Raw genomic sequence first — 22,368 nt, 5'->3', positions numbered from 1 at the left:
AGTATGTTTTTCTGATAAAGAAAACCTTTCCACCTCCTCCCCCACCCAAAAATAGGGGCGGGAACTAAGTTTTACAGAAGATTTTGTCGTAATTCCGACGATAGATCTTGAGATCCAATTATTTGTGGGGTTGGTTATCCCACAGATTAGGTCGCATTTGTTTTTTGTGGACTTTTCAGTAATTATCTTACTAATAATTTTTTTAAAAAATTATCAGAGATTGTCCTAAAACCTTAAAGAGTTTTATGTGATCATTCTTTAGAAATTTTTAATAAAATGCAATAGTTCCTACAAATTACGTCGCATTTGGCAATTTACGAACTTTCAAGCAGCTCTCATGTAGTTAAATTTTCGCAGTAGTTCCCACGTTTTTGTGAAACTTAATTTCACTTTCTGAATGCCGATCCTTAGAGACACATTCTCTGAGTTTTTCGTCTCGCTTCTATGATCGGTGTTTAGGATTTAGGGCAAACTCTAAGTTAACAGACTAATGGAAAACAAGTCGCAGACTAAATCGAAATCTAATCTAAATAACGATTAATCTCCAAAGAAAGTTCATCCGATTTTTCCATATGAATTGCGTGTTTTGCACCTGGAATCAAAACAAGTTTGCTTCTTTTTAAATAAGAATGAAGTTTTTTAATCATTGTAGTATCCGTAATAGGATCTTCTTTACCGGAAAGGATTAAAGCGGGAATTTGAATTGCACTTAACTTTTTTCCAAGGAAAATTTCTTCTTCTCTTTCTATAGTATTTACAGTTAAAAATTGATTTGGAAGTTCATTCCAGGATTGAATGAGAGCTTTTCTGGCAATTTTTCCCGGCAGAGTTGGAGTTTCGTAATACAACGCTTCAATAAGTTTCAAAAGATCTTCTTCAGTTTTAGGAAATAGAAGCTCTTTCATTTCGTCCCGTTTCGGATGAGGGATTCCACCGGGAGCCATCAAAACGAGTTTGGAAATTCTTTTTTCGCTGTCTTTAAGTGCAATATGCATAGAAATCAAAGCCCCCATCGAATGACCACCTAACACTGTATTGGTGAGATTTAGTTTTCGAATCGACTCGTAGATCAAATCCGCAAAAACGTTTACTTGATACAAATATTTAAGATTGGGAAGTTTACTTTTTCCAAAACCGGGAATATCAGGAATCAAAACACGATAATCCTCTCTGATTTTAGGGGCCACTTTTCTAAGCCCAGTTGCGGAATCCAAAAGGCCATGAATTAAAAGGATCGAATTCTTTTTTTCTGGATTTTTTTCCAAAAAATAAATGAAATGCCCTCCGATTTCCACTTTTAGATCCCTAAACCCAAGAATTTCTTTCATGTATTTTTTCTTTTTCCAGTGATAGTAGTTCAGAAACGATCCATATATCAATTTCATAAGTATAGATTTTTTATTTCGTTTATAATATTCATCTTTCATAAAGTTATTTTTAGGAAACCTCTATCAAATGAATTTTTAATTGGAATCCTATCTCAAAAATAAATAGAGTTTTTGAAAAATTCTATAGTGGAGATTTGCAAAACTGCTTCAAATTGTCCATCTCAATGCAACGGAAACAGATGGAGAATTCATTTTTCAACAACTCTATTTTATCTTTGCTCAAAATGCCAACTCTAAGATGTTTTCTATATGACAGTCGCAAAACAGTGATTTGATGTAGAAATTTAATTGGATAATTGTTCTTTTTGAATTTTATAGTCAATAACTGATGTGTTTTCAAATTTGAAAGAGTAAACTTTGATACCATATTCTCACCTTTGATAATTCGTTCCTGAGTTATAGCCACTCAAAATGTGGAAACGCCTTCAAAACTTTAGGAGTTGAATTTAGAGACAAAATTTCTGACATTCTATTACATAGTTCTGAATAAATTGGATTTTGAAAAATAGATTCTATAAATCAGGTAAACCAATTGAAATTGATAACTTTGAAAATATACTAAAAGAGATCTGCTAAAAAATTACTCTCACGCTTTTTATTGGCGCTAAATAAGGAATGTCAAAATCAGTTCCTGTGTGAAAGAAGCCTATAGATTTTGGGCAGATTCTAAATTCAAATTGTACAATTTTAGCACTATGTGGTGGGGTTTTGGAATTTCAACAAATCGACCTAAAAAATCCTTATATAAGGAATCTAAATCTATCAAAAAACCATTTATCAAAGAGACGTTTGATTTGGTATGTTTTCCGGAATTAGTTCTTGCAAAGAATCGAAAGTAAGTCGAGACTCACTTCAGGTTATACTGGAAATCAGGATGCCAGATTCATTACTTTCCGTGTTTTATTCTTTTTTCCATCCTACTCAGGAAGGAATTCTTGCTTTAGATACAGAGACGGAAACTATTCTTTATTTAAATCCAGCTCTTGAAAACATCTTAGGTTATTCCTCGGAAGAGCTCCAGGGAAAATCACTCGATTTCATTTTATCTAGTTCGACACATCCAAAAGAAACTCTAACAATCAAACACAACGAACCCTTAAGAGTTTATTGGCAACTCAAACATAAAAGTGGAGAAGACAAACTTGTAAATTTTACGGTAAACAGTACTCACTTTGAAGGAAGAGGATTGTTGTTATTTTATTTCACCGATCAGTCTGAAATTCAGCAGACAGAACTCAGACTTTATTATATGCAAAGTATCTTAAGAACCTTAAGGCTTTTAAGACAAAACTTAAGATATTTGACTTCTGAGAGTTCTATCTTTCAAAAACTCTGCGATACTCTTAAGGAAAATCCGCATTACTTTTTAGTTTGGGCTTTTTTTTTCAAGGAAGGAGAGTTACAAATTCTGGGACAAAAGGGGATGAATCCAGAATTAAAACATAAAATTCATTCATTCATTTCTTCTAATGTTCCATTTCCGATGAGAAATTTGATAGATACAAAGGATAACTTTGTCATACATGAATTCGGTAATGGGAAGTATCCGGAATGGGAATCTATTTTTACGGATCATAAATTCCGAAGAAGTCTTTCTCTTGGAATCCGAGAAAAAGAAAACCTTTTAGGAGGAGTTGAAATTCTATCTTTAGAGGAAATGGCTTTTGATTCCGGTGAAAATTTTCTATATGAGGAAATTCTTTCGGACATACATAGCTCGTTACAAAATGCTAAGACGGAACGAACCAGGATTGAAAATTCCAAAAAATTACAGTTTCAAGGAGCACTTCTTAATTCTATAGAAGTCCCTCTTATCTCCACTGATGACGAGGGTTATATTACGTACGGAAACAGAAGTCTTGAAAGAATATTAGGAGTTTATAAAGAAGATTTCATTGATCTTCCAATTGGCGAATTTTTAAATTTGCCTCCAGCCGTTTTAGAGAGACTTTCTAAGGAAGAATTCAGAACCGAAATCAAAATGAAAATTTTTCCAGATATGGAAGTGCCAATGCTTCTTGCCTCTTCGAGAATAAGGGATGAATATGGAAATCCTATTGGAACTATTTTGTTACTTCTAGATATTACGGAACAAAAGAAGAATGAGGAATTGATCCGTTCTTCCGAAATCAAACTGAGAAACTTATTTTCTGCGATGAACAATGGAATTGTAATCCTCACTTCAGAAGGAATCGTTTTAGAAGTGGCTCCGATTCTCAAGTTCCTTTTATTCCAAATATTGAATGTAGTTATCGGTGAGAATTTTTTCTCGCTTTTTGTTCAGAATGTAGCGGAAGAACTTAAAAACGGAGTCAAAAACTGTCTCGATTCCAGAAGAGCTGTATTTTTAGACCTTTTAATTCCGTTTATTAGGGAGCAGGAAAATTTCTTTTCGATTAAAATTCTTCCGTTAAAAAAATATAGGGAAAACGGAGGTGAGGCAGTTATGTTGATCTTCTCGGATGTCACACAAACCAAACTTCTGGACAAACAACTTTATGAAACCGCAAGATTCGCTTCTATAGGAGAACTCGCCGCAGGGATTGCGCACGAAGTAAATAATCCTCTTCAGGCGAGTTTACTTTATCTAGAAGAGTTAATAGAAACCGAAGAATCTGATCCTGCAGAAAGGTTAAAGATTTATAAAAGAATTGAAGCTGCAAGTGTTCGAATCCGAGATCTTATTAAGTCTTTACTGGATTTAGGAAGAACCGTAGCAAGGGAAAAAGAACTTGTATCTCCTTACTACATTCTTCTCAGAGCTTGCGAGTTGATTGAAGTTTCCTGTAAAAAAAATGGGATCGAATTAAAACGAATTGCAGATCCGGATCTTCCTAAAATTCGAGCTGCTTGGCAAGAAATCGAACAGGTTTTAATCAATTGTTTGGTAAACGCGATTAACGCGATTGCCGAAATGGAAACAAAACCTTTTTTACCTAATATTTCGATCACGGTTCAGAAAGAATTTCATTTGAATCGAGACTCGATTCTTTTTACAATTTCGGATAACGGCCCAGGAATGACTAAAGAAGTTTTAGAAAAAGCGTTTCTTCCTCTTTATACTACTCGGAGAGGAAAACAAGGAACCGGTTTGGGGCTTTCCATTTCCCAAAGAATCATTTCGGAACACAATGGAACCATCTCTTTTTGGAGTCTTCCATTGGAAATGGAACTAGGGTTTTGATTCGCCTTCCTATATAAGGACGTTTTTTTGGTAAAATAGAGTTTAGTGCAAAAGTTTATGGAATCAAAGTTTACATCGGTACTCGTAATCGACGATGAATTCGAAATTCGTATCGTTTTGGAAAGAGTTATTTCCAAAGAAGGTTATCAAGTATTATCCGCAAAGGATTCGGATTCTGCTCTCGAAATTATTCGAAACCAAAAAGTGGATGTGGTTATTTCGGATATCGTAATGAACGGTAAAAGTGGAATCGAAGTTGTAAAAGAAATCCGTAAAATCAATGAAAATATTCCAGTCATTTTAATGACTGGAAATCCCGATCTCAATTCTGCGGAAGAAGCTGTCCGCAATCGGGCATTCGATTACATATCTAAACCGATCCGTCGTAGAAACATTTTGGAGATATTAGAAAGAGCTAAAATAGAAAAAGAAACCAGGGATAAACGTGCAGAAAATCTGATTAAATCGGAAACGGAAAATACTAAACTCGCACAAAGAGCTAAGGACTTATATTTACAAAATTATAATATTCTTAACGCAACTAGTGATTGTGTAATTACTTTGGATCGAGAATTGAAATTTTCGGGTTTAAACCGAGCCGCATTAGATGCATTTGGATACGTCGAAGAAGAAATTGTAGGAAAACATTTTGAAGTTCTGATACCAGTTGGAAAAGAAAAACTTTATATGGAACGGCTAAATCGGCTCTTAAAAAGAAAAAATAAAAAGCAAATTTCAAGAATCAGCCGAGCCGATCTAAAAAGTAAAAATGGGGAAGTAAGAGCTTATGAAATTTCGATATGTTATTATGACATAGAAGGTCAAACTTATTATACTGGAATTGCGAGAGATATAACGAGTAAACTTTTGATTTCTGAAAAACTCATAGATGCGGAACGTAGGGCGTTTCTTTCGATTCTTGCTTCGAGTATAGGACACGAGATTAACAATTCTTTGACTGCGATTCAAGGTCATATAGAGATTGCAAAACTTCCAGATGCAACGGATCCGATTCGTCAAAAGGCGATTCAGATCACTTGGAGTCAATTGGTCAAATTGAAGACTCTTACAAACAACCTTTTACAGTTAGGGAAACCAGGTGAGAATTTCAAAAGGGCTTCGGAGCCGATTGATCTAAACGAATGTGTGGAAAGTGTAATCGACGTTTTTCAGAAAACTTCCAGACTTAAAAACTGTAAGATCCATTTTAAACCGGAACCGATACCAGTGATTGTAGAATCGAATCAGGATCAACTTTCTCTTTTACTTTCCAATATCGTATTAAATTCCGCGGACGCAACTGGAAATCAGGGGAATATTCAAATTTCTGTATATATTAAAAATCATCATCCTGTCGTGTCTGTTTTGGACGATGGAGTTGGAATGGACGAAGAAGTGATTCAAAAAATTTATCAACCGTATTTTACTACAAAAGGAATTGGGAAGGGAACTGGACTCGGAATGTTTGTAGCCAAGGAAATTGCGGACCAACACAAAATTAAAATCGAAATTGAATCGGAGCCGAACTTCGGAACTGAATTCCGTTTAATTTTTCCGAATAAGGTATAATACTATGAACATTTCAATTCCTCTCACGGATCCAGAGCTGAAGTTTTTGGAATTCTCTGGAAAACTTCCTCAAGAAATTACTCCGATCGTTTCCGAAGCCTCTGATCGAAAATATTTTCGTGTCGTTTATCCGGACAGAACCCTAATTCTTTGCAAAGACCTTCGTTTTCAACACGACTTTGTAGAGATTGCTGATTTTTTAAGTCACGAACAATTTTTAGTTCCTGAAATCTTAAAGAAAGATTTGATCCATTTTTTAATTTTGATGACCGATGGAGGAGAAAAGGATCTGACTTCGATTGAAGACGATTTGGAATATAGGGATTGGCTTATAAAATCGATAGAAATACTTGTCAAATTACAAAAGACAAATCCGATTCCTCCGGTTAGTTCAAGAGATTTTGATTTAGAAAAACTCGATTTTGAAAGTAATTTTACATATTCTAATTATCTAAAATTCAAAAAAGAATTTCAGCTCAAAACTCAATTAAGAAGTGAGACTAAAATTTTTATCGAAGAATGTTCTGCTTTTCTTGCAGAATACCCAGTGAAAGTTTTTTGTCACAGAGATTTTCATGGAAGGAACTTACTGATTAATTCCCAAAATCAAATTTGTATGATAGATTTTCAAGACGCGCGAATGGGAACTCCCTTTTATGATCTTGCCAGTATTCTTTACGACGCGTATAGACCGATACCGTTTGGAATGAGACAGGGACTATATCAGATTTTTCTAAATCTTAGTGAACAAAACTTTCCTAAGTCTAAAGAATGTTATTATATCCAATGTCTTCAACGTTCTTACAAGGCTCTCGGTTCTTATTTTTATTTGATAGCTGACAAAAAGATGAATAAGTATAAGCAAAGTGTTTTGAATGCGCTTGATAATCTTTTGGAAATTGTTCAAGTTGGTTTGTTTCCAGATCAACTCTACGTATTTTTTCATCTATTAAAAGAAGAACTCTTATCCGATTCTAATTTTATGAAAGGGATCAGGTGAAATTTTTTATTCCCGCAGCCGGTTTTGGAACTAGGATGAAGGAGCTTACCAAAAACGTTCCTAAACCACTACTTACTGTAAATGGAATTCCTATTATCTATTATTCTTTATTTCAAGCTTGGAAACAGAATGCAGAAGTTGCCATAATCAATATTCATTATCTCGGAGAAAAGATTCGTAAAGAGCTGGAAACATTTTCACTTTTTCCGCTGGTTTTCTCTGAGGAAAAAAAAGAAATTTTGGGAACAGCCGGAGGAATTAGAACCGGATTGGAAAGGGCAGGATGGATGGGGGAAACGGTCGGGATTATTAATCCTGATTTTCTTTATTTTCCAGAAAAGCTTTTTCAAATGCCAAATGTTCTTTCGGAAGAAGATTGCCTTTTGTATTTATTGCCTCAGCCAAAGACAGCGAGTTATACAGGACTTGAATTGAAAAATGGGAAAATTCTTTTCGGAAAAGGAAATATGTTCTACGTAGGAATTTCCGTGTTGAATAGTAATATTCTGGATGGAATTCAATCAGAAACTTTCTTTGATCTTTCTCAAATCTTTCAAGAACTTTCCATTAAGCAAAGGTTAGGTGGAAAAATTTTTCCAGGAAATGTGTTCGATTTAGGTGAAAAAGAATATTATATTTCTCTAAAGGATAATGATTTTTCCGAACGTTTAGGTTCTAGTTGGAAAGAGTTTTTGGAACTTTGTAGACTTCCCAATCATAAATGACGTGGATTCGAAGTCAGGAAATAAGAAAGAATTTTCTAAAAGTAGTAGTTCCTACAATTTTAGAATTTGTTCATAAAATCGTAATTTATGGTAGTTCCCACATCTAAAGAATCAGTCTGTAAAGTTTAGATTTCAATTTTTTCAGAACCAAATTTCCTTAGTCTAACTCACGTTAAATAACGTTAATTCGAAGTCAGGATTCTTTTTATAAAAACCTGATTTTTCCATCAAAAATAAATGTACAAAAAATTTATTATGCGACTTAATCTGTGGGAACTCTCACAAAACTATATTTTACGATAAAACATTGAAATGTGGGAAATCAGCTGTTTTTAACCTTTAAAAATTAGGATTACTCATTTCTATAAATGAATGTAAGAACTACTACTTTTAGAAAAATTTTCTTACGCCTAACTTACGTTAAATAAGAGGAAAAACACCATGCACAAATGCCGTTTCCAGACCGAACTGGTTCCGGAATTCCTTTAACTGGAATATCCTCTGGAATTTTTGAGAAAAAAATACGATCGTCTACGGTTCTACCACAGTAACTGCAGCGGCTCGTTTTCCAAGGAAGTTCTGGTTCTTGGTTTTCGTTTGTAAAAATAGAGGATTTTAGAATTTGTTTACGAATACTTTTATATTCTTCTCCAAACGGAATTTCCAGTCTAGAAATATGAACGTCGTTTCTGGAACTGATTCTAAGCAATTCCGGTTTTAATCCGGTTTCACGAAGCATTAAAATAGAAAATGCAAGCCCAAGATTCTTGCCTTCTTTATCTTCCGGATAAGAATTATAATAGTCCATTAGATTTTTATATTCCATTGCGGAAGCAAGATATTTTCTTAGACGTTCTTCTATAAATGGAATCGATTTAGAATTATTGAATACTTCTGCAGCCAGCCCAGTATGGTTGTGACGAATGATCACTTTTAAAAATAAATCCTTTGACTTTAAAGAATCTCTTACCGCTTTGAGATCTAAAGTATTTAAGAATTTCCTAAATTGTTCTTCACTAGAATCGAAAGAATTTTGATCGAAAAAATCGATTCCGTTTTCCTGGCAAAAATATTCTCTCAGATTAGAGACAGTCGCCCGTAGAAGCATTTCCTGAATTACAGAATAAACCACTGGAGCCAGATCGTTTTTGTTATAGTTTTCTAGACAAAGTTTTACGAACTTTTCTAAATTCGATCTAAAGGAATCGTTGAGTATATATCCATCGAGTTCGATTTTTGTTCCCGCTTCGATTGCCCTAAGAAGACGGGTCCATCTTTTAAATTCTTGGTCCATTTTTACTTCAGTAGAAAATTTCCGGGAAAAACTATCTAAGTTTTCTAGAAAGAAAACCTATTTTTTTTAATTAACGTGAGTGTAGCATAAGAAAAAATCTGGGCGAATTGCTCTCGCGACCGCGCTTTTCGTTTCAATTCCTTCGGAATTTCCAAACTCAATGCTGCGATCGCAGCATAATAATCGCTTTCGCATTTGTTATACCGAATTCACGTTAATTAAGAACTGCTCAATGTGGGAACTACTGCGAAAATTTAACGACATTAGAACTGCTCGAAAATTCGCAAATTGCCAAACGCCACCTATAATCTGCAGGAACTACTGCATAATATTAAAAATTTCTAAAGAATTATAGGGTAAAATTCTTTGAGGTTTGGGAACAAGCTCTTAATTTGGAAAAAGAGGGAATATGAGAATTTTAACAATCGCTGATATTTAGCGTGAATTTGTAGAGAAAATGAGAAAGAATTTTCTAAAAGTATGAGTTCCTACAGTTTTAGAATTTGTTCGTAAAATCGTGATTTGTGGTAGTTCCCACATTTTAGGAATCATCTGTAAAGTTCAGATTCCAACTTTTTCAGAAAAATGAATAGAGTTGAAAAATTCAACAATTAACAAAACGCTTCAATCGGCCGTTTCCATACAACGAAAACCGATAGAAAATTAATTTTTCAACAATTCTAATGTTTAAAAATTTGTAATGTGACTTAATCTGTGGAAACTACTGCAAATCTATATTTTAACGTAGGTTTGGCATAAGAGATTTGTTTTATAAGAACCTGATTTTTCCATAAAAAATAAATGTAGGAACTCTCACAAAAATGCTAACAATTCCGAGTTTGAACTTGGTAAAAAATATGCCAATCCCAACCCTAAGAGTGGAATACCCAAAGAATAGGGATTGGCAAAACTTGGAGATCCGTAAGTTGCAAACAGTAAAACAAAAATTTAACCCAAATAAAAAGAAGGGTTTATGCTTAAAAAAGCTACGTTAGGTATAACAAACGCGACTAAAAGAGGACGATAAGACATATTTACCCCGTAAAGTACAAAACTAAGAAAATTAAAGTTTCGTTATACGAGAGAAGGAGGAGGTAAATTCAGCAGATTAAGAGTTTGGATGTTACAGAAATGGAATTGGAACCTATCCTGAAGGGAAGTAACTTTGCTCTTGAATACAAATAAAGTATTTTTATGGGTCAAAGAGTGGAAACTGAATAGGAATTCGAATTCCTTTTCTAGCTGAACCGGTTCTTTGTATTCGGATTCAACCCCATCTATGGTTTGTTTATGGGGATACAACTTCCCAGGAAGATTGCTAGAAGAGGGAAACGAAATGGATACAAACAAAAACGCCAAAATGCAGGCGCCGATTTTGTTTCTGTACCTCTTCATAGCTTCATCCAGCTCTTGATTTTAAAAGATGTCAAGCAGTAAAATGAAATTTTACCATAATCTTATATTCTTATCGTTGAGTGTTACTACTTCAAAAGGTTCTATTCAAGTGGAGATGTGAAAGGCTCTTAAAGATTTAGAGATTTTTAGTTCCTTGAAATTCTTTTGCGAAGTGTTTCTCCTTCTTGCTCAAAACCTGGTTTATTTAAAAGAGCGAACATATTTTTTTTATACGCTTCTACTCCAGGTTGATCAAATGGGTTCACTCCCAAGGAGTAACCTGAAATTGCACAGGAATATTCAAAAAAATACATCAATTCTCCCAAGGATTGAGGAGATATGTCCGGAAATACAAGTTCTAAACAAGGTACTCCACCGTCCGCATGGGCAAGTAGAGTTCCTAATCTTGCTTGTTCGTTTACGTATCCGAGGGTATTTCCTGAAAGAAAATTCAAAGAATCTAAATTGTCTTGAGTTGGTTTCAAGGTCAGATTTGAGCAAACTTCGGAAGGGCTTAGAACCGTCTCGAATAAAATACGTTTTCCTTCTTGGATGTATTGCCCTAAAGAATGTAGATCGGTAGTGAAATCCATAGAAGCCGGAAAAATTCCTTTGTTTTCTTTTCCTTCACTTTCACCAAACAATTGTTTCCACCATTCTGAAACGTATCGGAGAGAAGGATTAAAATTTGCTAATACTTCTATATATCTTCCTTCGGATAAAAAATAATTTCTTAATGCGGAATAATAAGTAGCAGGGTTGCGGGTAGGATCAGTAATTGAATGAATATCATTTAGAATATTTTGAAATCCTAATATAAATTTACTGATCGAAATTCCGGCGACTGCAAGAGGAAATAAACCTACGGGGGTTAAGACGGAATATCTTCCGCCAACGTTATCTGGAATTGTAAACGTATCGAGTTTTTCCGAATCCGCAAATTTTTTTAGAACTCCTTTGGATGAATCTGTGGTAGCGACTACTCTGGAAGATGCAGAAGAACCATATTTTTTACGAAGAAGTTCCCAAAGAAGACGAAATGCAATGGCAGGTTCCGTGGTTGTTCCTGACTTAGAGATGACATTGATCGAAAAATTTTTATCTTCGAGATATTCTATTAGTTCAGAAAAATATCTAGATTCGAGATGATGTCCTGCAAAAATAATTTCTGGATTTCCGATGGAAGGTTTTTTGAAAAATGGAAGTGTGGCTTCCAATACGGCGCGCGATCCTAAATAAGAACCTCCGATTCCTATCACTACGATTACTTCCGAAGAATTTCTTAAGCGTTCTGCGACTTGAGTCATTCTTTCGATTTCTGAATTTTTCAACTCTTTGGGGAGATACAACCATCCTAAGTATTCTTTTCCTTGTCCTTGAGAGGAGTGAAGTGTAAGTCGGGCCGATTCTGACTTCTCTAAAAAAGGTTCGAGTTTAGAGGATTGTATAAAAGAAGAAGCGAATCTGGTTTCTAGTCGAATCATAAAAAAGAACGCTTGAACAGTTTTAAAAAATTAAACCGATCGGCAAGAAAAATCCAGTTTGTGGCTTATTGAAAATTAAAATCTGTCCTGAAAAAAATTCAGAGTCTTTTTTGTTTATAGTCACTCAATAGATATTTTCTGTGTAAAAATGTATTGTATAAATTTTTGGAAAAAAATTAATTTTGAGAATAAGTTATAGAAATTTTAGATCAAATAAACGAAAAATCCAAAAAGATTGTATTCACTTATTACTCAGAACTATACAATAAAGTATCCAATATTTTGCACTGAAACAAGGCTTTACGACAAAATTTACAATACTTAATTTTATAGGGGCCAGTAAAAATTTGTTCTTAAACTGAAATCTTATCATCAATCATTTTTGAGTCCCATAAAAAGCGTTAGGTTTTTATAGAAACTGTCACATTGTACAATTTACGATTCTTTAGCATTATAGTTTCTGTATAAGTTTTCACATCTTTGTGAAACTAAAGTGCCTCGTTTCTATTGGCGTTTGAAAGTTATACGGCAATTAACGTGAGTTTGGCGTAATAAAACGAGAAAGAATTATCAGTTCCTACAATTTTAGAATTTGCTCGTAAAATCGTGATTTGCGGTTAGTTCCCACGTCATTTTACAGACAAACCTAAATTTTGTAGTAGTTCCCACACTCGAATCCGACAGATTCAATTGTTATAAACTTTCTATTTTATAAATTGTGGCAGTTCCCACATTTAAAGAATTGATCTTTAAAATTCAGATCACAACTTTTTTAGAAAAATGAATTACGGATTTCTTATGCCAAACTCACATTAATTAAAAATGTGAGAGTTCCCATAGATTTTGTCTCATTTCAAGTTCATTGATGCCCAAAGTAAAGGTCACTCAGCTTATATTTGGAATATAGAATATTATTTCTATTTTTAATGATGGCGTTTTAGATTAACTCTATAAAAAAATTAAACACTGCTATAGTCTTCGACTAACGATTGCGGCTTGAAGAGTTTGTTAAATCGCAAGCGCGGAGATTTTTTCCCAATGACAAAAACTTTTTTGTGAAAAAGAAATTGGGAGTTCCCACAATTTTACTAATTCAAAATATTCCGCATATCAAACTATAAAAATTGAACAAGAAGACTATTTAAAAAATCCGTTAGTTCAAGATACGTAATTTGTGGGAATTACTGTAACTTGTAAATGGTTTCTATTAAAATTTCAGAATAATCTTTAAAGGCCATTTTTAAAATTTCAATAAAAGGAAATAGTTCCCACAATTTCAGTAAGTTGGAATATTCCGTGTATCAAACCATAAAAATTGAATAACGAACGACCAGAGAAAGATTGACTAGAATCAAAGGTTCTAACAATGTTTCAAGACTTTCCAAATTTCAAATCAAGAGTAAATGATGATTCCGGAAGACTTGGCAGCAAATCTAAAAAAAGAATTTCCATCAAATGAGGAGAAGATTCGATTTTTTACCGCTCCTGGAAGAATCAATATCATAGGAGAGCACGTGGATTATGCGGGAGGAATTGTTTTACCGGCGGCGATCGATTTTTCAATTCGAATTGCGATCCGTAAAAATCAAACCCGAAAGTTCAGAATTTATTCTGTTGCTTCCAAAGAAAAAATCGAAGTCGAATCCATCACTTATGATCCCAAACATGCTTGGGTAAATTATGTTTATGGAATAGTCGAGGAATTTAGAAAACTAGATTTCATTTCCGATTTTTTTGATTTAGTAGTTTGGGGAAATATTCCTCAAGGTGCTGGATTATCTTCTTCTGCCGCTTTTGAAGTTGTAGTGGCATTTGCACTTTCTGAAATTCATAATTGGAACTTATCCAAAGAAGAGATCGCATTGTTAAGTCAAAGAGCAGAAAACCACTTTGTTGGAGTTAACTGTGGTATTATGGATCAATTTATTATTTCTACCGCGAGAGAAGGATACTGTATCTCTCTTGATACGGAAAGTTTAGAATACGATTTTCATAAGATGGACTTAGAAGGTTGTGAATTTTATCTGATCGATTCAAAAATAAAACATTCTCTAAAAGATAGCGCTTATAACGAACGCAGAAAGGAAGTAGAATCTGCGTTTCAAAAAATTAAAAGATACAAATCATCTGTAAAAACACTTTATCAGGTGGAATTGGAGGATTTAGACAATGTTTCTTTTGGTTTGAGCGAAATCGAAAAAAAACGAGCAAAACACGTAATCGGAGAAAGATTGAGAACTTCTAAAGCGATCGAAAATTTAAAAAACGGCAACGTACAAGGATTAGGTGAAATACTTTTTGAATGTCATTCTTCGCTTTCTAAAGATTACGAAGTTTCGTGTAAAGAAACTGATTTTATAGTTCATGAACTTAAAATGGAAGAAGTTCTAGGAGCAAGAATGATCGGAGGTGGTTTTGGAGGTTGTGTTTTGGTACTGGACAAAGTAGGTAGAAAAAATATATTGTTTGAAAAAATAAAAACCCGTTACTTTGATAAATTCCAAAATGAACTAAAATTGTATTCGTTTAAAGTCTCCGACGGGGTCAGAGAAATTTGAAAACTGGGGGAAATGGTATGGGATCAGAAGATTCACTTAACCTCGACGCCAAAGAAGTGGATTTTTCAATCAATGAATTGGACGTAGCCCTACAAAAAGAAGATCTCCCCGAAAACTTTCCAGAAAATGCCGTGATTTTAAAAATCAGCGGAGAAATTAATCTTTACTCTGCATACGCGCTTAAGGAAAAATTTTTCGATTTAATTGATCGAGGATTCATATTTATTTTTGTGAATATGGAAAAAACTAGATATATTGATTCTTCCGGACTAGCCGTTTTTGTAAATACGCATACAAAGTTTGTGGAAAAAGGAAAAGGTGGAATGGCAATATTTTCTCCTTCTTCTCACGTAAAAAAAATTTTAGAGCTTACAAAATTAAAATCCACTATTCGGGTTGTTGATTCTTTGGCGGAGTCGATTAAGATTCTTTTAAATTAGATTTTTCTATAGAATGAAAAGTAGAAAATTAGAATATTCGAATCATATAGAACGTCTTTTAAGTTGTAGAAAATGTCCTAATATGCAAGGGAATCCTGTACATGGATGTGTTCCCGTTTCAAAAATTATTAGTTTGGGTCAAGCTCCTGGAATTCACGAAGAAAGGTTTGGTAGACCGTTTGCTTATACTGCTGGAAAGACCCTTTTTGGTTGGTTCAAAAAAATCGGAATTGAAGAGGAAAACTTTCGAAGTAAAGTAAATATGTCTGCTGTTTGTAGATGTTTTCCTGGCAAAGCAAAAAGTGGAGATCGTAAACCGGATTCGATAGAAGTAAAAAACTGTTCTCAATTTCTAGAATTTGAAGTTCGTTTTCATAAACCAGAACTTTTGATTCCGATTGGTAAGCTTGCAATTGATCAAGTGTTTGAACTTGGAAAATACAAACTTGAAGACGTGATCGGTAGAAGTTTTTCCCGTAAATTTTATGGAGTTCAATTAGACTGGATTCCATTACCGCATCCTTCCGGATTGAACGTATGGAATCAAACTGAGACTGGTAAAAAATTAATCCAAAAAGCATTGGAATTGTTAAAAGACCACCCTGTGATTCGAAAAGAGTTTTTCCGTTGATCCGAATTTGTGGGAGCTCATACAAATTTTATATAAAAAATAAAATTGCATGTAGGAACCTTCTATTTTTTAGAAATCAAAAGATTCATTGGTATTCTTAATTTAACGTGAATTCGACATAATAGAATTTTGGCGAATAAAACTCATGAATCGTGTTAACTCAATGAAATACTCTCTATGAGGCACACGTTCGGTTCATAACATAATCATCTCTTTTGCGTTAGTTTCACCCTATAAAATTGAGTACTGTGGATTTTTGTTAAAGTCCTTGCTTGAATGCAAAATATTGAAGGCTTTATTATGTCGCTGAAAGTTAATCGAATTCACATTAGAATTGTTGAAAAATTAATTCTCCATCTGTTTCTATTTTATGGAAACTGGCAATTAAAGCAGTTTTGTTAATCGGAACTAGGGAATTTTTCAACAACTCTATTAATTTAACGTGAGTTTGGCTTAAGAGAAACTAGGGAAATTTTTTCTAAAAGTGAGAGTTACTACATTCATTGATAGAAATGATCGATTCTATTTTTTAAGTTTCTAAAGATTTAAAACATTGGAGTTCCCGCGTTTCAAAGTTTTACCGTAAAATATAGATTTGTTATAGTTCCCACAGATTAAGTCCCATTTAAACATTCATTTTTTGTGGTTAGAGCCCGGGGAGTTCCACATTTATTTTTACGAAAAAATCGGATTTTTATAAAATGAGTCTTTAACATCGAATTCACGTTAATTGAATAGTCACTTTCTAACTTTGTAAGTACACCCACTCAAGTCTTATATATGACAGAATATCATAAATTTGATATAAATTTTTTATTTAGACATGAAGTCTGGGTATTCTTTTCTTTATGCTTGAGATATTTTTAAAAACAAAAACGAAGAGATAACGAATTCAACCTCTACGTAAAATCATCGTTTTGCGATTATAATCAAATTCAAAATTCATTTTATAAAGTTTCCGAAGAAGATCTTTTTAAGAATAGATAGAAAATAAATTTTAGGATTTTATTCACTAACATCATTTAGGTTAAGTATAAAATTGAAATACTTACCTTTCTCTGAAATTAAAAAATTCCGATAAAACAATCAAATACAGAAAAGATAGATGCAAATAATCTGTTTTACTTATAAATCCGCCTAACATAAGCAATTCTTTGTACGATTACTCAATTTGCCTTATATTTAAGCTATTTATTTGGATGATACAGTTTTGTATTTTCAAGTTATAAAATAAGTTAAATTCTTTTCTTTTTTCTTTTTGGAAAATGAGAAAAAATTTTTAAACGAAATTAAACCTATGTACTTATTATCATTTTTTTATAATAAAGTGTTCACATTAGTGAGTTTGACAGAATCATTAGTCCCAAATGAGTAGATACTTTGGATTCCAAAGTTTACCGTTCATATTATAACTCAAAGAGATAAATACTAATCATCTATGATATTCTACTGATATACGTTCGTCGCAATAAATAGATAGCTCGAAGTATGTTGGAGGTTCGATATGCAGAGAATTATAAAAACCGTTCTATTGGTTTTATTTTTCACTTGGGGAATAAATTGTATTAATGGAAGTAAAAATTCCCTACCTTTCTTTGCCTATTTAGATTTGAGTACTAAAGGAGGAAGTTCCTTTGCGATTGCGCAAATCACTCCAGGTTCGGGTGTGTCCGATATTCCTCTCAATACTTCAATCCAAGCGACTTTCAATAGTGCTTTTGATTCTTCAAGCGTGACTTCTTCTACTTTTTTTCTTAACAAAGGTGGAGATCCTATTTTAGCAACCTTACGTTTAGATAATAATACTGCTGTTCTCACTCCTAGTTCGGCCTTATCTGCTTCAACAACTTACAGCGTAACAATTTCCAAAGAAATTAAATCTGCAGAAGGAATTTCTCTAAAAGAAGATCTTACCTGGAATTTTACCACGGCTACTATAGTGGATGCAGTGGCTCCTGCTTTATCTTTAAGAATACCTGCAGCTGGTGCTGCTCTTATTTCCAATACAACATCCGTGCAAGTAGCTTTCACGGAAACAATGGATTGTACTACCGTTGATAATGTTTCTCTCACACTTAAAAACAATGCTACAAATGTAGTAGAACCTTCCGGTGTAAATTGTTTGGGTTCCAGTGCTAGCTTAAGTCCAAATAACCCTTTAACTCCAAATACTACTTACCGCGTTGAAGTTTCTGCTTCTATGAAGGATCTAGCCAATAATCCGCTTGCAGGCGCTTTGAACTGGACTTTTACTACAGGGGCTGGTCAAGATAATACTCCTCCTACGCTTTCATTTGCATCTCCAAGTCCTGGAGAAACGGGTGTATCAGTGAACTCTGCTATTGGAGTCGCTTTTGACGAACCGATTCATTGTGGTTCGGTTCCTGGAAATTTTGTTTTAGAAGAAACGCTTGTTCCGGGGAATAATGTAGGTGTAACTCTAACCTGTTCGGGTGCAACTGCTTCTATAACTCCGATTGCAGTTGCAGGTTTGGACTTCAATAAATCTTATAAAGCTATTCTCACCGCAGGAATTACGGATTTATCTTCCAATCCAATAATGCCACGCACTTGGACTTTTACTACGGGAGCCGCCCCAGACTTAACTCCGCCCACTGTTACGTTTACGGTTCCTACCGTGAATGCGACCGGAGTAGGTGTGAATATCAATCCTACTGTAGTTTTTAGTGAGCCGATGGCGTGTGGTACTGTAAATGCCGCTTCTTTTAAATTAAAACGACAAGCAACAGGAGTGTATTTAGTTGGAAGCGTTGCTTGTTTTGGAACTTCCGCAACTTGGACGCCCGATCCAGTCAACCCTTTAGCATTTAATACAACGTACACGGTCGAAATTAATGCGGGAGCTCGCGATAGTGCCAATCTCCCAGCTGTTCCATTCTCTTGGAATTTTACAACTGGTCCTGGTCCAGATCAGATTGCACCGAGTGTAGCTTTTGTAACTCCTGCAAATGGATCTACAGGATTGCCTACCAATGCTGGTGGAAGTATTGCTTTTGACGAGGCGATGAATTGTGGAACGGTTTTGGGAAGTATCAGTATGGATGACGATGTTACTACTCCACTTTCTACAGTACCTTTAAATATTAACTGTAACGGAAATACTGCTACCTTTGCACCGGCAGTCGCCTTAGCATTTAACACGACGTATACGGTAGCGATTGCTCCTACTGCAACGGACGCATCAGGTAACCTGATCGGAGCTTATAGTTGGAGTTTTACAACAGGAGCGGCACCGGATGTAACCCCTCCTCAAATTTCTTTAGTAAGTCCTTTGCCTGGAGCAACTGGGATTCCTACAAATTCAAATATCACGGTTTCTTTTAGTGAAACGATTGATTGTTCTACTTTGAACCTTACAGTCAATAATGGAATTTTCGTAAATACCAATTGTTCCGGAGCATCCGCAACTTTTACTCCTACTGTGCCAACTCCGTTCAATACAGGTACCAATTATACCGTTAACGTAGTAACTGTAAAAGATTTACAAGGAAATACGATTGTTCCTGGCCCTAGTTTAACTTGGAATTTTACAACTGGACTAGCCCCGGATGTTACACCTCCTGTTATAGCAATTCAAAACTTAAGAACCAATAGTATGGTAGAGTCTGGGTTTGTGATCGGAACTGCGGCTGATGCACGTGGGATTGCAAGTATTGAAATTTCAATCGATGGTGGAGGTTTTACAGGTGCAGGTGTAATTGGAACTACTTCCTGGAAATATCCTCTTCCAACGGGAGCTGCAACTTGGAGACCTAACTCTCAACATACAATCCAAGTAAGAGCTACGGATACTTCTAACAACGTTACTACATCAGCTATGGTTACTGTGAGAAAAGGAACCAATAGAGATATTAACGGGGACGGTTATTCGGACTTAGTAGTTCCTGAATATGGTCAAGGATTAGTCTATATCTTCCATTCGTCTGGAACTGCAGGGATTACAACTACAAGTGCACAATTTGCGAACAGAATTATTATAGGAAGTGCTGCAGATCAGTTTGGAAAAACAGTTACTATGGGCGATATTAACGGAGACGGATTTGCAGATGTGGTTGTTGGTGCTCCTGATAATGGTAGAGTCTATATTTTCCATTCTTCTGGAACCGCAGGTGTGACTACATCCTTCTCTGCATTCCCAAATAGTACACTTACTGGTACAGCTGGAACCGCAGATCGATTTGGAGATTCTATAGCTGCAGGAGATATTAACGGAGATGGATTTGCAGATGTGGTTGTTGGTGCTCCGAGTTATAATGGGTCTAGAGGGAGAATTTATATTTTTCATTCCGCTGGAGCAGCAGGAATTGCTACTGCAGCTGTTACTGCTGGTGGAGCGGGGGCTAACTCTTTTAGAACTGGTGGTTTACCGAGTGAGAAATTTGGATTTTCTTTAGCTGTAGGAAACATCAATGGTGGAGTTGCAGATGATATTGCAGTAGGGGCTCCAGGTTTTGATTTCATTAATGGAAACGGAACCAAGCCAAATTGGGGAAGAATATATGCTTACTATGGTTCAGGCACTGGTTTAACTGCGACAACACATACTCTTACAAATACTACAGGAGATGCTCCTGTAGCAGCTGGAGTGCCAGGTGGGGCTGCACAACTTGGATATACAGTTGCAGTGGCTGATGTTAGCGGAGATGGTTTTGCAGATGTGATCGGAGGAGCGCCATACTTCATACAAGTTGGTAATCCAAATGTTAATAGGCAGGGTAGGATAATTGCTTTATTTTCAGCTGGTGCTGGCGGTATGGGAAATGTAACTCTGGGTGCCGCTCATCGCTCTATAACTGGATTGAATGCTGCAGATGGGCAGGGTATAGGGCTCACACTTGGGGTTAAGGATTTGAATCTGGACGGAATGGCAGATATTGTTATCGCAACCGTACAGTTATGGGTAGCACCATTTACGCCCAATTCGGTTCTTGTCTTCCTGGAAGGGGGAGTCGGGCAGAGAGATACGACGACTGCAGACGTGACTATGGTTGCAGGAGCGATTCCGGCGCTTGGAATTACTACTGATCAAAATAATGGACAAGGTATTCCTCTTTCTTTAAGCGATATTAATGGTGATGGTCGTTCGGATGTAATTGTAGGAGGATCGAATGAGGCAGTTCGTATCTTTCACTCTGTAGGTGGAGCTACACCAATAACGAATGATCCTACAACTCCATCGGGTCTTATTTTGGGTTCTGGTCTTACGGGTGGAATTTGGGGGGCTGCTTTGAATTCAAACGAATTCGGAACTGCTATATATTGAAATTGAAATGAGAATTCACATCGGTAGATTTTCTTCCGATGTGAACGATTTAAATTTTTTGCCCTACTGAATTTATCACAAAATACTAAAATGTGAAAAAATTCATACATGAATTTAGTAATAAAAATGGTTCTAATTTGTAAAAACTGCTATGTTTGTAAGCGAATTAATATAGGTTTGTAACCGCCTAATCAAACACAGATTGTGAAAGAGTCTTGGCAGAAAGGATCCTGGGATAAGCTCTATACATAGATCACATTATAATATTATAAATTTTTAAAATTCCTTTTTGCACTATAGTTGTTGAAAAATTCCATAATGGGGATCAACAAAATTACTTCAATTGTCCATTTCAATGCAACAGAAACGGATGGAGAATTTATTTTTCAACAACTCTCTATGATTTGCCCTGAATTTTAAGTATAAATTAGAGATTTATTTTAAAATCTCATGAAAACGAGACAGAATTGTTAGAATTACGATCGTAACAAATCCTGCAACGCAGTTTCTAATTCTGGATATAAAAAAGAAAATCCAGACTTTTGTAATTTTTTTGGAATTACTCTTTGACCTTTTACAATTACGTCTGCACCTTCTTCAAAAAGAACTTTTAAAATCGCAGTAGGAACTCTAAAAAACGCAGGGCGTTTTAAAATATATGCAAGAGTTTTCGAAAAAATTTCGTTACTTACCGAATTCGGTGCTACTAAATTAAATGGTCCAGAAGAATTAGGATTTTCTAATAAATGAATGATTGCATTAACTGCATCGTCGATGTGAATCCAACTAAGAATTTGATTTCCGGAACCTAATGGCCCTCCTAAACCTAAACGAAAAGAAGGGAGCATACTTTTTAAAGCTCCTCCTTGAATACTTAAAACGACTCCTGTTCTAACTTGAATTAATCTGATTCCAAGTTTTGAAACTGGTTCAGCGGCTTTCTCCCAATCCACGCATAAAGACGAAAGAAAGTCTTTACCGGCAGAAGAATGTTCTGAAAAATTTTCTGTATCATGATCATAAGAACCGTAATAGCCGATCGCAGATCCCTGAATTAATACCTTGGGCAGGGCTCCTGTAATTTTAGAGATAGAGGAAACTAAACTTTCCGTATAACCCACTCTAGACAAACGAATCTCTTCTTTCACTTTTTTTGTCCATCTAACTCCGGCGATAGGAGATCCGGCTAAATTTATAATCGCATCTAAATGTTTTAGATTTTCCGATTTTGGGAAATCTCCTTCGACAACTTCTAAATTTTTCTTGCTCTGAAGAAGTTTAGGAATATTAGAAAATCTACTTAAAATTTTTACAGAGTATCCCATTTCTAATAAGCGAAATGTAAGATTCCTGCCGATTAATCCAGTGCCACCTACAATACCTATTTTCATACTTAATTACCTTTTGTTGTGATTC

The 22,368-nt window shown here is 35.1% G+C and carries 13 protein-coding genes and 3 pseudogenes; 9 read left to right on the top strand and 7 right to left on the bottom strand.

All coding sequences use genetic code 11. The features are described 5' to 3' along the window. Positions 1 to 521: 521 nt before the first annotated feature. Entirely contained in the window at positions 522 to 1,385 is an 864-nt protein-coding gene (locus BW942_RS15890) for an alpha/beta fold hydrolase (RefSeq protein WP_033108110.1), read from the bottom strand. Between the two features lie 638 nt (positions 1,386 to 2,023). Here BW942_RS15890 and BW942_RS21105 point away from each other — a divergent pair. The 5 genes and pseudogenes from BW942_RS21105 to BW942_RS15870 all read left to right on the top strand — a co-directional run bounded on the left by BW942_RS21105 (position 2,024) and on the right by BW942_RS15870 (position 7,866). Next, positions 2,024 to 2,227 (top strand): hypothetical protein, encoded by a 204-nt coding sequence (locus BW942_RS21105; protein WP_000656638.1) that lies wholly within the window; start codon positions 2,024 to 2,026, stop codon positions 2,225 to 2,227. A gap of 35 nt (positions 2,228 to 2,262) precedes the next feature. Then, positions 2,263 to 4,589, top strand: a pseudogene (locus BW942_RS15885) (two-component system sensor histidine kinase NtrB). A 40-nt stretch (positions 4,590 to 4,629) separates the two neighbouring features. Further along, positions 4,630 to 6,141 (top strand): hybrid sensor histidine kinase/response regulator, encoded by a 1,512-nt coding sequence (locus BW942_RS15880; protein WP_001983427.1) that lies wholly within the window; start codon positions 4,630 to 4,632, stop codon positions 6,139 to 6,141. 4 nt (positions 6,142 to 6,145) lie between these two features. Next, a complete protein-coding gene (locus tag BW942_RS15875; protein ID WP_001027030.1) occupies positions 6,146 to 7,141 on the top strand; it encodes an aminoglycoside phosphotransferase family protein in 996 nt (331 codons plus the stop codon). Beyond that, positions 7,138 to 7,866, top strand: a complete 729-nt coding sequence (locus tag BW942_RS15870; protein ID WP_000667727.1) for a sugar phosphate nucleotidyltransferase — start codon at positions 7,138 to 7,140, stop codon at positions 7,864 to 7,866. Before BW942_RS15875 ends, BW942_RS15870 begins: the two co-directional genes overlap by 4 nt. A gap of 415 nt (positions 7,867 to 8,281) precedes the next feature. On the opposite strand, the gene BW942_RS15865 is transcribed toward BW942_RS15870, so the two are convergent. The 5 genes and pseudogenes from BW942_RS15865 to BW942_RS22145 form a co-directional block, all read right to left on the bottom strand. Then, positions 8,282 to 9,160: a hypothetical protein gene (locus BW942_RS15865; RefSeq protein ID WP_000371768.1), complete on the bottom strand. Its 879-nt coding sequence runs from the start codon at positions 9,158 to 9,160 to the stop codon at positions 8,282 to 8,284. 392 nt (positions 9,161 to 9,552) lie between these two features. Beyond that, a pseudogene (locus BW942_RS22150) lies at positions 9,553 to 9,732 on the bottom strand (hypothetical protein); the annotation flags it as partial. Positions 9,733 to 10,234: 502 nt separating this feature from the next. After that, positions 10,235 to 10,555 carry a hypothetical protein gene (locus BW942_RS15860; RefSeq protein ID WP_000833373.1) on the bottom strand — a complete coding sequence of 107 codons (321 nt, stop codon included), beginning with the start codon at positions 10,553 to 10,555 and terminating at the stop codon, positions 10,235 to 10,237. A 146-nt stretch (positions 10,556 to 10,701) separates the two neighbouring features. Next, a complete protein-coding gene (locus BW942_RS15855; protein ID WP_000620160.1) occupies positions 10,702 to 12,039 on the bottom strand; it encodes a glucose-6-phosphate isomerase in 1,338 nt (445 codons plus the stop codon). 1,181 nt (positions 12,040 to 13,220) lie between these two features. After that, positions 13,221 to 13,406: pseudogene (locus tag BW942_RS22145) on the bottom strand (hypothetical protein). Positions 13,407 to 13,445: 39 nt separating this feature from the next. On the opposite strand from BW942_RS22145, the gene galK reads away from it, so the two are divergent. The 4 genes from galK to BW942_RS15835 all read left to right on the top strand — a co-directional run bounded on the left by galK (position 13,446) and on the right by BW942_RS15835 (position 20,952). After that, positions 13,446 to 14,597, top strand: coding sequence for a galactokinase (galK, locus tag BW942_RS15850; protein ID WP_000611879.1), 1,152 nt, complete (start codon positions 13,446 to 13,448; stop codon positions 14,595 to 14,597). A 17-nt stretch (positions 14,598 to 14,614) separates the two neighbouring features. After that, positions 14,615 to 15,037 carry an STAS domain-containing protein gene (locus tag BW942_RS15845; protein ID WP_002068150.1) on the top strand — a complete coding sequence of 141 codons (423 nt, stop codon included), beginning with the start codon at positions 14,615 to 14,617 and terminating at the stop codon, positions 15,035 to 15,037. Between the two features lie 82 nt (positions 15,038 to 15,119). Further along, on the top strand, positions 15,120 to 15,668 hold the full coding sequence (locus tag BW942_RS15840; RefSeq protein WP_001984957.1) for a uracil-DNA glycosylase family protein: 549 nt from the start codon (positions 15,120 to 15,122) through the stop codon (positions 15,666 to 15,668). A gap of 1,504 nt (positions 15,669 to 17,172) precedes the next feature. Next, a complete protein-coding gene (locus BW942_RS15835) occupies positions 17,173 to 20,952 on the top strand; it encodes an Ig-like domain-containing protein (RefSeq protein WP_001188885.1) in 3,780 nt (1,259 codons plus the stop codon). A 476-nt stretch (positions 20,953 to 21,428) separates the two neighbouring features. On the opposite strand, the gene BW942_RS15830 is transcribed toward BW942_RS15835, so the two are convergent. After that, entirely contained in the window at positions 21,429 to 22,343 is a 915-nt protein-coding gene (locus BW942_RS15830) for a TIGR01777 family oxidoreductase (protein WP_000690042.1), read from the bottom strand. Positions 22,344 to 22,368 lie beyond the last annotated feature (25 nt).

Source organism: Leptospira interrogans, assembly GCF_900156205.1.
Lineage (GTDB): Bacteria > Spirochaetota > Leptospiria > Leptospirales > Leptospiraceae > Leptospira > Leptospira interrogans.
The sequence above is the reverse complement of the archived record's forward strand: the minus strand, read 5'-3'. Positions and strand labels throughout refer to the sequence as shown.

What these genes read in the sequence shown, in the direction of transcription:
- BW942_RS15890 (WP_033108110.1), bottom strand. Translation starts at nt 1,385, where the DNA reads ATGAAATTGATATATGGATCGTTTCTGAACTACTATCACTGGAAAAAG.
- BW942_RS15880 (WP_001983427.1), top strand. Translation starts at nt 4,630, where the DNA reads ATGGAATCAAAGTTTACATCGGTACTCGTAATCGACGATGAATTCGAA.
- BW942_RS15875 (WP_001027030.1), top strand. Translation starts at nt 6,146, where the DNA reads ATGAACATTTCAATTCCTCTCACGGATCCAGAGCTGAAGTTTTTGGAA.
- BW942_RS15865 (WP_000371768.1), bottom strand. Translation starts at nt 9,160, where the DNA reads ATGGACCAAGAATTTAAAAGATGGACCCGTCTTCTTAGGGCAATCGAA.
- BW942_RS15860 (WP_000833373.1), bottom strand. Translation starts at nt 10,555, where the DNA reads ATGAAGAGGTACAGAAACAAAATCGGCGCCTGCATTTTGGCGTTTTTG.
- BW942_RS15855 (WP_000620160.1), bottom strand. Translation starts at nt 12,039, where the DNA reads ATGATTCGACTAGAAACCAGATTCGCTTCTTCTTTTATACAATCCTCT.
- galK (WP_000611879.1), top strand. Translation starts at nt 13,446, where the DNA reads ATGATTCCGGAAGACTTGGCAGCAAATCTAAAAAAAGAATTTCCATCA.
- BW942_RS15845 (WP_002068150.1), top strand. Translation starts at nt 14,615, where the DNA reads ATGGGATCAGAAGATTCACTTAACCTCGACGCCAAAGAAGTGGATTTT.
- BW942_RS15840 (WP_001984957.1), top strand. Translation starts at nt 15,120, where the DNA reads ATGCAAGGGAATCCTGTACATGGATGTGTTCCCGTTTCAAAAATTATT.
- BW942_RS15835 (WP_001188885.1), top strand. Translation starts at nt 17,173, where the DNA reads ATGCAGAGAATTATAAAAACCGTTCTATTGGTTTTATTTTTCACTTGG.
- BW942_RS15830 (WP_000690042.1), bottom strand. Translation starts at nt 22,343, where the DNA reads ATGAAAATAGGTATTGTAGGTGGCACTGGATTAATCGGCAGGAATCTT.